This is a genomic window from Burkholderia sp. 10_S31 (genome assembly GCF_056930375.1).
The window spans coordinates 1911583-1925510 of sequence record NZ_JBXOWK010000003.1; the positions used below are offsets into that span (position 1 = coordinate 1911583).

General features: G+C 61.0%; 14 protein-coding genes and 2 pseudogenes. 12 read left to right on the forward strand and 4 right to left on the reverse strand.

The genetic code is table 11. From position 1 onward, the window contains the following. Positions 1 to 23 precede the first annotated feature (23 nt). Positions 24 to 683, forward strand: a pseudogene (locus tag AC1Z3W_RS29055) (IS6 family transposase). 358 nt (positions 684 to 1041) lie between these two features. Further along, complete coding sequence (locus AC1Z3W_RS29060; RefSeq protein ID WP_282434847.1) at positions 1042 to 1272, forward strand: oxidoreductase; 231 nt, start codon at positions 1042 to 1044, stop codon at positions 1270 to 1272. A gap of 45 nt (positions 1273 to 1317) precedes the next feature. Here AC1Z3W_RS29060 and AC1Z3W_RS29065 read toward each other — a convergent pair whose 3' ends face one another. Beyond that, positions 1318 to 1548, reverse strand: coding sequence for a hypothetical protein (locus AC1Z3W_RS29065; protein ID WP_244104822.1), 231 nt, complete (start codon positions 1546 to 1548; stop codon positions 1318 to 1320). On the opposite strand from AC1Z3W_RS29065, the pseudogene AC1Z3W_RS29070 reads away from it, so the two are divergent. Continuing rightward, a pseudogene (locus AC1Z3W_RS29070) lies at positions 1480 to 1944 on the forward strand (oxidoreductase); the annotation flags it as partial. The gene AC1Z3W_RS29065 and the pseudogene AC1Z3W_RS29070 overlap by 69 nt on opposite strands. Before the next feature lie 70 nt (positions 1945 to 2014). Here AC1Z3W_RS29070 and AC1Z3W_RS29075 read toward each other — a convergent pair. Beyond that, on the reverse strand, positions 2015 to 2866 hold the full coding sequence (locus AC1Z3W_RS29075; RefSeq protein WP_483509019.1) for a glycine betaine ABC transporter substrate-binding protein: 852 nt from the start codon (positions 2864 to 2866) through the stop codon (positions 2015 to 2017). Between the two features lie 880 nt (positions 2867 to 3746). Here AC1Z3W_RS29075 and AC1Z3W_RS29080 point away from each other — a divergent pair. The 9 genes from AC1Z3W_RS29080 (at position 3747) to dmpG (ending at position 11171) form a co-directional block, all read left to right on the forward strand. Next, positions 3747 to 4064: a hypothetical protein gene (locus AC1Z3W_RS29080; RefSeq protein ID WP_057925352.1), complete on the forward strand. Its 318-nt coding sequence runs from the start codon at positions 3747 to 3749 to the stop codon at positions 4062 to 4064. Positions 4065 to 4097: 33 nt separating this feature from the next. Continuing rightward, on the forward strand, positions 4098 to 4430 hold the full coding sequence (locus AC1Z3W_RS29085) for a hypothetical protein (protein WP_057925436.1): 333 nt from the start codon (positions 4098 to 4100) through the stop codon (positions 4428 to 4430). Between the two features lie 60 nt (positions 4431 to 4490). Next, positions 4491 to 5528 carry a TRAP transporter substrate-binding protein gene (locus AC1Z3W_RS29090; RefSeq protein WP_057925353.1) on the forward strand — a complete coding sequence of 346 codons (1038 nt, stop codon included), beginning with the start codon at positions 4491 to 4493 and terminating at the stop codon, positions 5526 to 5528. A gap of 88 nt (positions 5529 to 5616) precedes the next feature. Continuing rightward, positions 5617 to 6138 (forward strand): PPC domain-containing DNA-binding protein, encoded by a 522-nt coding sequence (locus tag AC1Z3W_RS29095; RefSeq protein ID WP_483509021.1) that lies wholly within the window; start codon positions 5617 to 5619, stop codon positions 6136 to 6138. Between the two features lie 12 nt (positions 6139 to 6150). Then, positions 6151 to 8055, forward strand: coding sequence for a TRAP transporter large permease (locus AC1Z3W_RS29100; RefSeq protein ID WP_483509022.1), 1905 nt, complete (start codon positions 6151 to 6153; stop codon positions 8053 to 8055). A 7-nt stretch (positions 8056 to 8062) separates the two neighbouring features. Further along, a complete protein-coding gene (locus AC1Z3W_RS29105) occupies positions 8063 to 8356 on the forward strand; it encodes a YciI family protein (protein WP_124833151.1) in 294 nt (97 codons plus the stop codon). Between the two features lie 7 nt (positions 8357 to 8363). Then, complete coding sequence (locus AC1Z3W_RS29110) at positions 8364 to 9158, forward strand: fumarylacetoacetate hydrolase family protein (RefSeq protein ID WP_124833150.1); 795 nt, start codon at positions 8364 to 8366, stop codon at positions 9156 to 9158. 13 nt (positions 9159 to 9171) lie between these two features. Further along, on the forward strand, positions 9172 to 10119 hold the full coding sequence (locus AC1Z3W_RS29115; protein ID WP_057925358.1) for an acetaldehyde dehydrogenase (acetylating): 948 nt from the start codon (positions 9172 to 9174) through the stop codon (positions 10117 to 10119). Positions 10120 to 10130: 11 nt separating this feature from the next. After that, positions 10131 to 11171, forward strand: a complete 1041-nt coding sequence (dmpG, locus tag AC1Z3W_RS29120; protein ID WP_483509024.1) for a 4-hydroxy-2-oxovalerate aldolase — start codon at positions 10131 to 10133, stop codon at positions 11169 to 11171. A 63-nt stretch (positions 11172 to 11234) separates the two neighbouring features. Here the strand turns inward: dmpG and AC1Z3W_RS29125 are convergent, their stop codons facing one another. Both AC1Z3W_RS29125 and AC1Z3W_RS29130 read right to left on the reverse strand, forming a co-directional pair. Beyond that, complete coding sequence (locus AC1Z3W_RS29125; RefSeq protein ID WP_057925359.1) at positions 11235 to 12128, reverse strand: LysR family transcriptional regulator; 894 nt, start codon at positions 12126 to 12128, stop codon at positions 11235 to 11237. Between the two features lie 462 nt (positions 12129 to 12590). Continuing rightward, on the reverse strand, positions 12591 to 13793 hold the full coding sequence (locus tag AC1Z3W_RS29130; RefSeq protein WP_483509025.1) for a tyrosine-type recombinase/integrase: 1203 nt from the start codon (positions 13791 to 13793) through the stop codon (positions 12591 to 12593). Between the last annotated feature and the right edge of the window lie 135 nt (positions 13794 to 13928).

The following is a 13928-nucleotide window of genomic DNA, read 5'->3' on the forward strand; positions in this document are numbered from 1 at the left end:
GGGTGTTCGCCTAACATGATGCGATGACGACGAAAAGGAAATCGCTTTATCACGGCCACCGGTTCCCGGCGACGGTCATCAGCCACGCGGTGCGCTGGTACTTTCGGTTCCAGCTCAGCCTGCGCGATATCGAGGAGTTGATGTTCGAGCGCGGAGTGACGGTCAGCTACGAGACGATTCGCCGCTGGTGCGAGAAGTTCGGCGCGGGCTTTGCCCAGCGTGTGAAAGCGGCGCGCCGCAAGCCGAGCGCGGCGCCGAACTCGACATCTTGCTGCAAAAGCGGCGCGACAAAACCGCAGCCAAGCGTTTCTTCAAGCGTGTGCTGCGTTCGAACCCGGTGCCCCGCAAGATCGTCACCGATCAATTGCGCAGCTATCCGGCGGCGAAAGCCGACATTCCGGAGCTGCTCAACGTGAAGCATGTGTTCGTCAAAGCTGCGGCCCGTGCACAACCGAGCGGAGAATAGCCATCAGCCCACACGGGAGCGCGAGCGGCGCATGCGAGGCTTTCGCGACCCGAAGCGTACGCAGGCCCTCCTGTCGAGCTTCGGTCCGATCCGGCAGCACTTCGCACTGAAACGACATTTGCTGCGCGCTTCTCTCTATCGCAAACACCTCGCGCCCCGGTTTGCCGCGTGGCGCGAATTTACCAACGTCACCCAAACTCCGTCGACTGGCTTCTGAGCCGCAGTGCGTTATGGATCGTCGTCGACGAAGTCAGCCAAGTCGACAGTGCCCTTCTTTGGCCATCGACGCAACTTCGCGTGATCCGGCAACCGGCGAGATCGTCACCGAGTATCCGTTCCAGGCGTGGGAGCTTGGAGACGCGGATGCCTTCGTCGTCTCCGCCCACGCGAACCTCTAATCGCAGCGAAACGATTTATCGGCGGCAGCCTCTGAACACGCAATATCGTGCGCGTTCACCAATGCGCAGGTGGTCCGGGCCAAGATGGTCGATTGATCCATTCCACACTCGTCAGTTCCCCGTCTTTCCAATCACTAAGGGATCTTAAACATATACACTCATACCCAAAGCCCTGTATTGCAGCCTGTCGCTTTCGGCAGCTTGCGATTGAAGAATCGCATCGTTATGGCACCAATGACCCGGTGCCGCTCCGACGACGTGGGCGTGCCGCCGGAATACGCGGCAGACTACTACGCGCAACGTGCCGATGCTGGCCTCATCATTACCGAAGCGATCAATATTTCTGCCCAGGCTCGCGGCTACCCCCGCACCCCGGGAATCTGGACCGAAGCTCAGGTCGCTGCCTGAAGGCTGATCACCGATGCCGTCCATCGGCGTCACGGCAAGATCTTTCTACAGCTTTGGCACACTGGCCGGATGTCCCATCCTGACATGCACGATGGTGCGCTGCCCGTGGCACCCTCCGCCATCAAACCATAGGACCAGATACGGGTTCACTACGGCCTGAAGGACTTCGTTACGCCTCGCGCCCTCGAGACCGAAGAGATTCCGCTCATCGTCGAGGACTTCCGCCGTGCGGCGGATAATGCGAAGCGCGCAGGCTTCGACGGCGTCGAGATCCATTCAGCCAACAACTATCTGCTCGAACAGTTTGTTCGCGATAGTACGAATCGTCGTACCGACGAATACGGCGGCTCGATCGAGAATCGACTGCGCTTCCCACTCGCGGTAGTCAAGGCAGTTGTCGATGTATGGGGCCGCGATCGCGTCGGCATTCGCATCTCGCCAGTGACCACGACGCCCGGCAATACGCCCGTCGATAGCAAAACAATGACGACATTTACCGCCTATCTCGCCGCATTGTCGAAAATCGGACTGCTCTATATCCATGACATTGAAGGCGTGACTCAGGTGAGTCGCGAGACGGACAGCGATATCAGCTTTGCAGCGCTTCGCAAACAGTTTAACGGTATGTACATCGCAAACAACCAATACACGCTAACCCTCGCTGAGCAAACGCTGGCGGCAGGCCACGCCGACCTGTTCAGCATCGGTCGGCCGTTCATCGCCAATCCCGATCAATCGCGGCTCACTCCGCGAACCAGGCATCGGTTTCCGTTCGATTGCGTCGCATCCAGTTCTGAGCGACTGTCCTCGCCGGCAGGTGTTCGACGACCAGTTGGCGCTCCAGCTCGGTCACGACCGGCACGCTCAATCGCACTCGGCCCAACACGTCGCGGCTATGCGCGGGCAGCGACTCCCAGACGCCCTTCCGAACCACGACGACGGCCCTGTCATCGCCGAAGATGCCTTTCGGATCCCTCAACACCCGCATCGAATACATCGCATTGAGATATTGCGGTTGCCAAAGCGGCATGACCATCCATCTCCTCGCGGCATAGGCGGATCCCAGATGGGCGGCCCATTCGCTCACCGGCGCGACACGCAACGAATAACCGACCGCCGTCAGTCCGTACGACGACATCACTTTTTCGGATCCGACCATCAGCCCCGCCCCCGGACCGACGCCGGCAATATCTTTGTCCATTTTCGAGGCGACGTCCGGTTTGCGAAGATCGTCGATACTGGAAACATCGCTCTCCGGCACATAGGAAGGCACAGCCCAGAAAAGGCGTGCGTCGGTGTACAGCGTCGTCGCCTCAACGAGCTTGTCGGCCAATGGCTGCTGCAGCGGACCATGGGCGTGTGGAAGCCACGATGCGACGAGCACGTCAACCTTGCTCTTGCCCAGCGCGTCGTAAATCTGTGGATGATTTCCGCCAACGATGGTTACGGGGTGACCCAGTCTCTCCAGTACCTCGACAACAACCGCTGCCGCTACTTGATAGAACGTCAAATTGATTTCGCCCACGACCAGCGGGCGTCGAGATTGTTGCGCTTCACTTGCCCGTACAGCGTCAGGTATCAGGCCGATCAGCATCGACATCACCAGAATGTAACCAATCTTGCATCGCCTCATTTATCTCTATTCCGGTGGATTGTGACGGTCACGAAGGTCAAGCGCGCGCGATCGACAGGCTCCGACAGCATCGTTTGTCAAAGCGCAACGCACGCCGCGAAGCAGCCGTCGTGACGATCACTTTCCATCGATCGCCGCTAGCCCGCCGCGGAAACATAGTAGTACTCGTTTCTGCGTTGAATAAAAATGCGCATCTTGCGAAAACTCTTTTGAAAAAATCGGGAAAATTCCTGCGACCGATTCACTCCGATACGCTTGGCTCGGAGTGAATCTACGCATCACCGACAGGTACGCTCATGCAATGCAAACCGGTGGTGCGCACCTCACCGTCCATGCCGTCGCTGTCGTCCGATTCATGAAGGAGGAACAGCAATCAAATGGTCCGTCCGCCATTTTTCATCGACCGGGGATGACGTGTCATGTATCGCGCCTCGGCCAATGACCGAGGCCGCGCGACAATCATGCCCGCTCCCTGCTCCGGGGTCCTCCCGGAAGCGACATCTTCTTTGGCATTTGAACGGCAGAGATCGTCCCAGGGCATGCCGATCGGCCCTACCCAAGCAATCCAAACGGTCCACATAGTCTCGCAGAGAACGAGACAGCGCACTTCCTCGACGGTCCATTCGTGCCACGTATTCGCTGCCGCATGCGCTCGGCACGCGTGCATTCCTCTAACGAATCACAGCGATCGTGCCGGCAACTTGCGCTCACGTGTCGTTCGCGCACGCCACCCGGGAAAATCTGATATCTCGATTTGTGCATATGACGACGTAGCGCAATTTCGTACGCTTCAGGCGTCGAGTCGCAACACCTGCGACAGAACATTGACCTGGAGACATCAATGCCTTTGTTTCTGAACGAAGTATGGCTTGGCGACATCAAGCCACAAGTCATGGAAGAGGCCGTGACCTTTTTCGGCAACCTGAGCGTGGGTACCAAACCCGACAACCTTCCGCCCGATCTGCGCATGGTCGCGGGCCCCTGGCTCTCGGCCGAGGAGGCGAAGGTGATGTTCGTTTTCGAGATCGACGACCCGTCGACCATGTTCGATGCCTATGCCGAGCGCGTCATGAGTGGCCTGTTTGCTCACCGCAAGCTGACTCTGTTGTCCGGTTGGGACCAGTTGAAAGCCCATACGGATCGCGTGGCGAACGCCTGATCAGTGCACGTAAACGCCGAAGGAGAAAAGAAGATGCCCAAGTTTTTCAATGAAGTGTGGCTGCGCGACATGTCGCCCAAGACGATGCAAGGCGTAGTGGATTTCCTGGGGAAGCTGCGCGAAGGTGTGCGACCGCACAACCTTCCCGCGGACCTCAAGCTGCTGGCCGGCCCGTGGTTGTCCAACGAAGAAGCAAAGGTCTACTTCGTATTCGAGATCAACGACCCGACCGAAACGTTCGAGGCATTTGCGGAACGTGTGGCCGACGGGCTGTTCCTCAAGCGCCGGCTGACACTGATCCAGGATTGGGATGGCGCCCGGAGCTTCGCCACGTACCTGAGCAATCGACAGCCACTGACGACCTGATACCGCCCGCGTCATCCCGCTGAACACAATAAAAAGGCGGGAACCCACAGGAGACAAGTCATGAGCAGCATCAATAGCGGGCGTCGCCTGGCGCTCAAACAGGGGTTAGCCATTGCAGCGGCTTCGGCCGCCTCGGGCGTGATGTTCAGCCCACGGGCACGTGCGGCCGGGCAAACCTATCATTACAAGCTCGGCATCGCACTGGCACCCGGCCACCCGACCACGGCCAACTTGATCGCAGCAGCCGCCGAGATTGCCCGTGTCTCGAATGGTCGGCTGAACATCCAGGTATTTCCCAACAGCCAGCTCGGCAGCGACACTGACATGATTTCACAAGTGCGCTCCGGGGCCATCGACTTTGTCAGCACCGCGGGGCTCATCTGGGGCACGCTGGTGCCGACGGCATCCATCAGCGGGATCGGCTTTGCGTTTCCTAGCTACGACCATGTGTGGCGAGCCATGGATGGCGAGCTAGGGGCGCATATCCGCGCGGCATTCGCCAGGATCAACCTGGTACCTCAAGCTCGAATCTGGGACCACGGGTTCCGCCAGGTCACCAGCAGCAACCGGCAGATTGCCATGCCGCAGGACTTCAATGGATTCAAGATCCGCGTACCGCTGAGCCCCGCCCTCACCTCGTTGTTCAAGGCGTTTGGTGCCGCCCCCGCCGGCATCAATATGGCGGAGACCTATACCGCGCTGCAGACCAAAATCGTGGACGGACAGGAAAACCCGCTGACCATCCTGGAGACGCAGAAGCTGTACGAAGTCCAAAAGTACTGCTCGCTCACCTCTCACGTGTGGGACGGTTTCTGGCTGGTCGGTAACATGCGCACATGGAACGCCCTGCCCGAAGATTTGCGGCAGATTGCGTCCACGACGTTCGACGCCTATGCCGTCAAACAGCGCCAGGCCGTCGATGCTTTGAACGCACGCCTGCGCGAACAACTCAAGGACCGCGGCATGATCTTCAACCAGCCTGACGTGAAGGCCTTCCGCGACTACCTGAGCAAGGCGGGCTTCTACAAGGACTGGAAGAAGAAGTTTCCGGCCGACACGTGGTCGCTGCTCGAGAAGTATTCGGGCCAGCTCGCTTAGCCAAGTCACGTTCTCTCTACAACCGACCATGGCCGGTGGCATTGAGCCACCGCCAGGGTGGCACTCGCCCGCAAATACAGGAAACGTCATGAACTACATCAAGCGCCTGGCCTCGCTGTTCGTACTCGGCATCACGCTCTCTGCCCCGATGATGCACAGCGCGGTCGCAGCAGACCTCAAAGGCAAGTACATGAAGACCTCCACCGGCTATCTGATGGTGCTTCGCCATGGGGACAACGTGCTGGAAAGTCTGGCCCAACTCGCCCAGGCGGAGAAGATTCCGAGCGCCAGCTTCACCGGCATCGGGTTTATGTCCGAAGCCACGTTCGGCTTCTATGACTTCGACCGCAAGCAGTTCGACCCCAAGACGTTTCGCAATGTCGAGATGGCCAACATGACGGGATCGATTGCATGGAAGGAGGGCAAGCCATCCATCCACGCGCACGGCACGGTCACGGATGGCACGTTCAACAGTGTCGGCGGCCATCTTCTCGGCCTGACGGTTGGCACGGGTTCGTGCGAGATCACGATCATCGTCCATCCCGAGCGTCTGGAACGCTTCGTCGATCCGGAAATCCAGGCCAACGTGCTCGGGTTGCCGCAACGGTAATGGAGGCAAGTCATGTCCATCCATACGGTCGAAGTCGACTCGCAGGCCATGGCTCGCCCTGCTGGCACCCCTGAACCGGGAACGCTCGCTCGCGTGCTGTATCTGACAGACAAGGTGTTGGGCGCGGCAACCGAGATCCCGGCCGCGCTGCTGGTGGTGGCGGAAATCGGTGTGCTGTTCAGCGGAGTCTTGAGCCGCTATGCCCTGCACACTCCGTTGATCTGGGTGGACGAGCTCGCCTCACTGCTTTTCATCTGGCTCATCATGCTGGGCTCCGCGGTCGCCTTCCGGCGCGGCGGCCACATGCGTATGACGGCGCTGGTCGATCGCGCCGCGCCCCACTGGCGCGGCGTGTTCGAGCTGGTCGCCACGGTGGCCGCCTTGACGTGGCTAGCGTTGGTCGCCCACCCGGCATACGAATTCGCCAGCGAAGAGGCGCTGGTCACCTTGCCCGCGCTGGATATCTCCAACGCCTGGCGCGCAGCCGCGCTACCCGTCGGCATCGGGATCATCCTGCTGATGAGCGTGGTACGCGTACTGATGACGTCGAGTCTGCGCACGGCACTGGTGGCGATGGTTGCGTGCGTTTGCGTCGTGGGAGCCCTGGTTGCACTGCAACCGCTGCTGCAAGCGCTCGGCAACGCCAACCTGCTGGTATTCTTCGTCGCCATCGTCGGGCTGCTGGTTTTCGCTGGCGTGCCGATCGCCTTCGCGTTCGGACTAGCGACATTCGGCTATCTGTCTCTCACCACCTCGACACCCACTACGGTGATCGTCGGGCGGATGGACGAAGGGATGTCGCACCTGATCCTGCTGGCGGTGCCCCTGTTCGTCTTTCTGGGGGTGCTGATCGAGATGACGTCGATGGCCAAGGCGATGGTGCAGTTCCTGGCCAATCTGCTCGGTCACGTGCGCGGCGGCCTGTCATACGTGCTCATCGGCTCGATGTACCTGGTGTCGGGCATCTCGGGCTCGAAGGCGGCGGATATGGCAGCAATCGCACCGGCCCTGTTCCCGGAAATGAAGAAACGTGGCGCCGAGGACGGCAACATGGTCGCACTACTCGCCGCCACCGGCGCGCAGACCGAAACGGTTCCGCCCAGCCTGGTGCTCATCACCATCGGATCCGTCACCGGTATCTCGATCTCCGATCTCTTCACGGGTGGCCTGTTGCCCGGCATCGTGCTGGCCGCGATGCTCGGCGCAGCGGTGTGGTGGCGCTCGCGCAAATCGAATTGCGCGACCACGGCCAAGGCAAGTTGGACTGCGGTGGGCAAAAGCTTCGTCGTCGCCCTCCCCGCGCTCGCGCTGCCGTTCGTCATTCGCGCTGCCGTCGTGGAAGGCGTCGCCACCGCCACCGAGGTGTCCACCATCGGCATCGTCTACGCGATCGTGGTGGGGCTACTGGTGTACCGTAAGCTCGACGTCCGGAAACTGTGGCCTGCACTCGTGGACACGGCCGCGCTGTCCGGCGCGATCCTGCTCATCATCGGCACTGCAACCGGCATGGCATGGTCGCTCACGCAATCCGGATTCTCCGGCGATCTGGCGGATGCCATGGCGAGGCTGCCGGGCGGCGCTGCCGCGTTCCTCGCAGTCTCCATCATCGCCTTCATGCTGCTCGGCAGCGTGCTGGAAGGGATTCCCGCCATCGTGCTGTTCGGCCCCCTGCTGTTTCCGATCGCCCGCCAGCTCGGCATTCACGACGTGCACTACTCGATGGTGGTCGTACTGGCCATGGGCATCGGCCTCTTCGCGCCTCCGTTCGGCGTCGGCTACTACGCGGCCTGTGCGATCAGTCGCACCCAACCGAGCGAGGGCGTACGCCACATCTGGCGCTACATGATCTCGCTCTTCATCGGCACCGCCCTCGTGGCAGCCGTGCCCTGGATCTCCATCGGCTTTCTCAACCATTGATCTCATCATGAAATTCGCAGCCATCGTCGAGTACGCCAACGAGCCCGAACGTATTGCACAGCTTCGGCCCGCCCATCGCGCCTATCTGCAGGACCTGTTGCAACAGGGGCGGCTGGTGGTCGCCGGCCCCTTTGCAGACGGCAGCGGTGCCCTGTTCGTCTATGAAGTCCCCAATGAGCATGACGCCTCGGAACTCGCCGCCAACGATCCGTTTGCCAAGGCGTCGCTGTTCAAGAGCGTCGTCATGAAGCCCTGGAAACTCGTCTTTTCGTGCCCTGACAACCTGAATCCCTCACTCTAAGGCGCCTATGAACATGGACACCGTAGTACTTGAAAGGCTGGCCACGTCCCTTCGCGAGGCGGCACGGGAGGGTCTTCCCATTCCTCCTGTGCGAGACGAACTGGCCGCGCTCGGCGTGGCCGGCGCCTATGCGGTACAGGAAATCAACACGCGCCACGGCCTCGAAATCGGGCGGCGTCTGACGGGCCGCAAGATCGGCCTCACGTCGCAATCCGTTCAGCAACAGCTGGGCGTGGATTCGCCGGATTTCGGCATGCTGTTCGCCGACATGGAGCTCGCGCCGGATGAGGTGGTCGCCTTGGGGCGCGTGCTCCAGCCGAAGGTGGAAGCGGAAGTGGCCGTGGTACTCGAGCGAGATCTTTGCCAGGAGCATGTGACGCTGTCCGAGTTGATGTCCGCCATTGCGTACGTCGTCCCGGCGGTCGAAATTGTCGGCAGCCGCATCAAGCACTGGGACATCAAGCTCCTGGACACCGTTGCGGACAACGCCTCATCCGGCCTGTACGCGTTGGGAACGCGGCCCAGGAAGCTGTCGGAAGTCGATCTGCGCACGTGCGGAATGCTCATGGAGCGCAAGGGGCAGGTCGTGTCCCTCGGCGTGGGTGCGGCATGCCTTGGACATCCATTAAATGCCGCGCTGTGGCTCGCTCGCAAGATGATCGAAGTGGCGCGTCCCCTCGTCGCGGGCGACGTCATCATGACCGGCGCACTCGGGCCCATGGTCACTATCTCGCCGGGCGACATCATCGAAACCACCATCGCCGGTCTGGGCGTCGTCACAACGGCGTTTGCGGCGACTTGAACGGGAGCACGTCATGTCAAGCAACAAGATCAAGGCCGCCATCATTGGCAGCGGCAATATCGGCACCGACCTCATGATCAAGATCATGCGGCATGCGAAACATGTGGAACTCGCCGCCATGGTCGGCATCGACCCGTGCTCGGAAGGATTGGCGCGTGCTGCACGCCTCGGCATAGCGGTCACGCATGAGGGCGTCGAAGGGCTGACACGCCTGCCTGCCTTCGAAGCCGTCGATCTCGTGTTCGACGCCACCAGCGCCGCCGCCCACATCGTCAATGATCGCTTCCTGCGCGAGCGAAAGCCGACCATACGCATGGTGGACCTGACCCCGGCGGCCATCGGCCCCTATTGCGTGCCGGTAGTCAACGGCGAGTACTGCCTGGACGCGCCCAACGTCAATATGGTCACGTGCGGTGGTCAGGCGACCATTCCCATCGTCGCGGCCGTGTCGCGCGTGGCCAAGGTGCGCTATGCGGAGATCGTGGCGAGTATCGCCAGCCGATCTGCCGGCCCCGGCACTCGCGCCAACATTGACGAATTTACCGAGACCACCACCAGAGCCATCCAGACCGTAGGCGGCGCCGAGCGCGGCAAAGCCATCATCGTGCTCAACCCCGCCGAACCGCCGCTGATGATGCGCGATACCGTCTACACCCTGAGCGAGCAGGTCGACGAGGCACGCGTTGCCCAGTCCGTGCAAGACATGGTGACCGCTGTGCAACGCTACGTCCCTGGGTATCGGCTCAAGCAGGACGTGCAGTTCGACCACGTGCACGATCTGAATGTCCCGGGCCTGGGGCGCATTAGCGGCTTGAAGACCACCGTGCTGCTGGAAGTCGAGGGCGCAGCCCACTATCTGCCGGCCTACGCCGGCAATCTGGACATCATGACTAGCGCCGCCCTGTCGACCGCCGAACGCATTGCCCAGCGCATGGTCGACAGCGACGTCGCCGCTATTTGAAGGAGTTGAACGTGAGCAAGAAAATCTACGTTTCCGACGTCACATTGCGCGACGGCAGCCATGCGATTCGTCACCAATATAGTATCGAGCAGGTCAAGGCGATTGCCGAGGCGCTCGATGCCGCCGGCGTCGATTCGATCGAGGTCGCCCACGGGGATGGGCTCCAGGGGTCGAGCTTCAACTACGGTTTCGGTGCGCACACCGATCTGGAATGGATTGAGGCCGTGGCCGATGTCGTGCGGCAAGCCAAGATCACGACCCTGCTGCTGCCGGGCATCGGCACCGTGCATGATCTCAAAGCCGCATATCGCGCAGGTGCCAGAATCGTGCGAATCGCTACGCACTGCACCGAGGCCGATGTCGCCAAGCAGCACATCGAGACGGCGCGCGCGCTGGGCATGGAGGCGATCGGCTTCCTGATGATGAGCCATATGACGACCCCGGCCAAGCTGGCCGCCCAGGCCAAGCTCATGGAGAGCTATGGAGCGACCTGCTGCTACGTGGTCGACTCCGGTGGCGCGCTCGGCATGGAAGATGTCCGACATCGCATACGCGCGTTCAAGGACACACTCAACACTGAAACGCAGGTGGGCATCCACGCGCACCACAATCTGTCGCTGGGCGTGGCGAACTCCATCGTGGCCGTCGAAGAAGGTTGCGACCGTGTCGACGCCAGCCTGGCCGGCATGGGTGCCGGTGCGGGCAACGCGCCGCTCGAAGTGTTCATCGCCGCCGCCGACCGGCTCGGCTGGAACCATGGCTGCGACCTGTTCCGTCTGATGGACGCGGCGGAAGACCTGGTGCGACCGCTGCAGGATCGGCCCGTGCGCGTGGATCGCGAAACGCTCGCGCTAGGCTACGCCGGTGTTTACTCCAGTTTTCTCCGGCACTCCGAAGCAGCGGCCGCCAAGTACGGCATCAAGGCAGTAGACATCTTGGTCGAACTTGGCAAGCGACGCATGGTGGGCGGCCAGGAAGACATGATCGTCGACGTGGCGCTCGATCTGTTGCAGAAGCGAAAGACCGCCGAACCCTCAATCGCTGTCCCCTGACTCATGGGTTGCGACGGCGGCCACTCCCGAAGGGCCGGCCGCCATCACGCTCGCTGGCGCGGCTCAGGTCTCGCGCTGCGTCAGCTTCCGGATAAGGCCTATGACGGTTCGACTGGCGTGCGTCAGCGGGCGCTGCGTGCTGACCGCAAGCACCAGCGTGCGCGTTAAAACCGGATCGGTGATGCGGCTGACTTGAATCCTCCCCAACTGCATCTCGACGCTCACTGCCTGACGGGTGAGGATAGTGTAGGCGGCACCGTTCGCCACGATCTCGCGCATGGCCGTGAGCGAATCGACTTCTATCTGGGTATTCAGATGCACGCCGGCTTTCTTCGCCTCGTCCAGCAGCATCATGTGAAATCCGTCCGGCGCGCCCGGCAGCACTAGCGGCAAACCGGCCACGTCGGCGAACCTGCAGTTGGGCTTACCCACAACGGGATCCCCGGCGCGGGCAATCAAATAGAGTTCATCCGTCACGAGCGCTTCATCGATCTTGTGGATGCGATCTCCGTATCGAGAAAAGACACCGACGTCTGCGCGCCCGTTGGCCAGCGCCTCTTCAATGTTGCCTGCGAACCCTTCCATCAAGCGCAGGTCGATCTTCGGAAAGTCTGCGCGCACGTGTTGAAATAGCGGACCAACGATCTGCTGGGTGATGGATGACTGCAGCGCGAGCCGCACCGGACCGCTCGGCACGTTCGATTGGTCCCTCACCTCGCTTGCCAGCAGTTCGAACTCACCTAGCAGCGACCTCACACGCGGCATCATGGACTGCCCGAACTCGGTCAAAACGACGCCTCGACCGGTGCGATAGAACAGCTTCGCCCCAATCTCGTTTTCCAAGGCGGCAATGTGCTTGCTGAGTGCAGACTGGGCGATCCCCCGCGATGCACAAACCTTGCTGAGACTACCCGCCTCGACAATGTCGAAAAACAATTGTAGGTGCTTGATGTCCATCCCGAGTCCACAGCCAGAAGATGGCCGGCTCTAGTGAGGAGGCCATGCGCATCTTCCACCACGGAAACCCTACCGGCAATGCGTAGTCAACCTACCCTTCGCCAGACCGCTCATCACGATGAACACGTCCCACAGCAGCCCATCTCCGGGGTCTTCTTTCCGAGCCGTTTCAGCCCTTGATTTCCTTGATGACTGCCGCCAGCTCCGATACCGGCACGACCGTCTCGCCCGTGTCAAAACGAACACCGAACGCTGCGCTCGAAAAACTTGACGCATCAGATCGCCCTGTATTGGCTTGGCGGCAGCTTGGGAAGGGTGAAGCGAGGCCGGACAAACGAGCAGTTTCGCGTTTTCACACAGCCTCGGTCGACAATGGAAGTTGGTCCCTGGACGCCAACGTCAACATTCGGCGCCACGGCTATCGGCTATCGAGGCAGCCGCGAATTGGGCGAGTGCGCATCCCTAAGAAACGGCGGCCACCGGGCCTTGCTTGAGCCGGTCGAGGTAGTCGGCCCACTTCTGCATCATCGCCCGGCGTTCTTTGATGAACCGCGTCCGGTTATATGCGCCGCCGAGCACATCAGGAACCGCGTGCGCGAGTTGATGCTCGATCACTTCCGGCTTCTGCTCAAGTTCCTCATGGAGGATCGTTCTGGCCATCGCGCGAAATCCGTGTCCCGTTATTTCTGTACGTGTGTCGTAGCCGAGTCGACGCAGCGCGGCATTGATAGCGGCATCGCTCATCGGGCGATTCCGATCGCGCGCGCCAGGAAACAAGTAGCGACCGCCTCCGGTCAGCGAGTGCAACTCGCGGAGAATCGCGACCGCCTGAGTCGCAAGCGGTACGAGATGATCGGTCTTCGTCTTCGTGACGAGATAACGCCACTCGGCCTTGTCAAGATCGAGTTGCGACCATTCAGCCTTCCGCAGCTCACCGGGGCGTACGAACAGCAGAGGGGCCAGTTTGAGCGCGCAGAGAACGGGAAAAGTACCGGTGAAGCCATCGAACGCGCGTAGCATTTCACCCACCTTGATCGGCTCGGTGATAGAGGCGAAGTGAATCGTGCGTGTCGATGGAATTGCTCCGAGCAGGTCACGTGCCGGATCGGCCTTACAGTAACCTTCCTTGATGCCATATCGGAACGCCTGACTGAGTTCCGCACGTACTCGATAAGCCGTATAGCGCGCGCCTCGCGAATCAATACGCTTGAGCAGCGTAAGCACCTCCGGCGCATCGATCTCGGCGATTGGCCGCTTGCCGATCCACGGGAACACGTCATTCCTGAACCGCGCCAGCGTCTTTTCGTACTGCGCGAGTTCGACCGAAACGCGGCGCTCCTCCATCCAAGCGAGCGCGACAGCCTCGAATGAATTCGACGCTGCCAGCTTGGCGGCGCGCTTGTCCGCCTTCTTCACCTCTCCCGGATCAGTCCCTGCCGCGAGACGCTCGCGGGCCTCGGCGCGTCGCTTGCGCGCCGTTTGTAGCGAGACATCGGGATAGACCCCAAGAGAAATCCGCTTTTCCTTGCCGCCGAAGCGGTACTTCAATCGCCACCACTTCCCGCCAGCAGGAGAAATTTCCAGGTACAAGCCGCCACCGTCGAACAAGCGCGTAGGCTTCGCGGCAGGCTTGGCATTCTTGATAGCGGTATCGGTCAGCGGCATGGGGGCAACTCCATGACTGGGACGGGACGCACTTCTATGTTATCCCCAATGTTGCCCCAACTTGCCCCCAGCTTCAACCGGTAATGACCGGAACATCGCTGAATGAAAAAACCCGCGAAGCCTTTAGCTATCGCG

What these genes read in the sequence shown, in the direction of transcription:
- AC1Z3W_RS29065 (WP_244104822.1), bottom strand. Translation starts at nt 1,548, where the DNA reads ATGGATCTCGACGCCGTCGAAGCCTGCGCGCTTCGCATTATCCGCCGC.
- AC1Z3W_RS29075 (WP_483509019.1), bottom strand. Translation starts at nt 2,866, where the DNA reads ATGCTGATCGGCCTGATACCTGACGCTGTACGGGCAAGTGAAGCGCAA.
- AC1Z3W_RS29080 (WP_057925352.1), top strand. Translation starts at nt 3,747, where the DNA reads ATGCCTTTGTTTCTGAACGAAGTATGGCTTGGCGACATCAAGCCACAA.
- AC1Z3W_RS29085 (WP_057925436.1), top strand. Translation starts at nt 4,098, where the DNA reads ATGCCCAAGTTTTTCAATGAAGTGTGGCTGCGCGACATGTCGCCCAAG.
- AC1Z3W_RS29090 (WP_057925353.1), top strand. Translation starts at nt 4,491, where the DNA reads ATGAGCAGCATCAATAGCGGGCGTCGCCTGGCGCTCAAACAGGGGTTA.
- AC1Z3W_RS29095 (WP_483509021.1), top strand. Translation starts at nt 5,617, where the DNA reads ATGAACTACATCAAGCGCCTGGCCTCGCTGTTCGTACTCGGCATCACG.
- AC1Z3W_RS29100 (WP_483509022.1), top strand. Translation starts at nt 6,151, where the DNA reads ATGTCCATCCATACGGTCGAAGTCGACTCGCAGGCCATGGCTCGCCCT.
- AC1Z3W_RS29105 (WP_124833151.1), top strand. Translation starts at nt 8,063, where the DNA reads ATGAAATTCGCAGCCATCGTCGAGTACGCCAACGAGCCCGAACGTATT.
- AC1Z3W_RS29110 (WP_124833150.1), top strand. Translation starts at nt 8,364, where the DNA reads ATGAACATGGACACCGTAGTACTTGAAAGGCTGGCCACGTCCCTTCGC.
- AC1Z3W_RS29115 (WP_057925358.1), top strand. Translation starts at nt 9,172, where the DNA reads ATGTCAAGCAACAAGATCAAGGCCGCCATCATTGGCAGCGGCAATATC.
- AC1Z3W_RS29125 (WP_057925359.1), bottom strand. Translation starts at nt 12,128, where the DNA reads ATGGACATCAAGCACCTACAATTGTTTTTCGACATTGTCGAGGCGGGT.
- AC1Z3W_RS29130 (WP_483509025.1), bottom strand. Translation starts at nt 13,793, where the DNA reads ATGCCGCTGACCGATACCGCTATCAAGAATGCCAAGCCTGCCGCGAAG.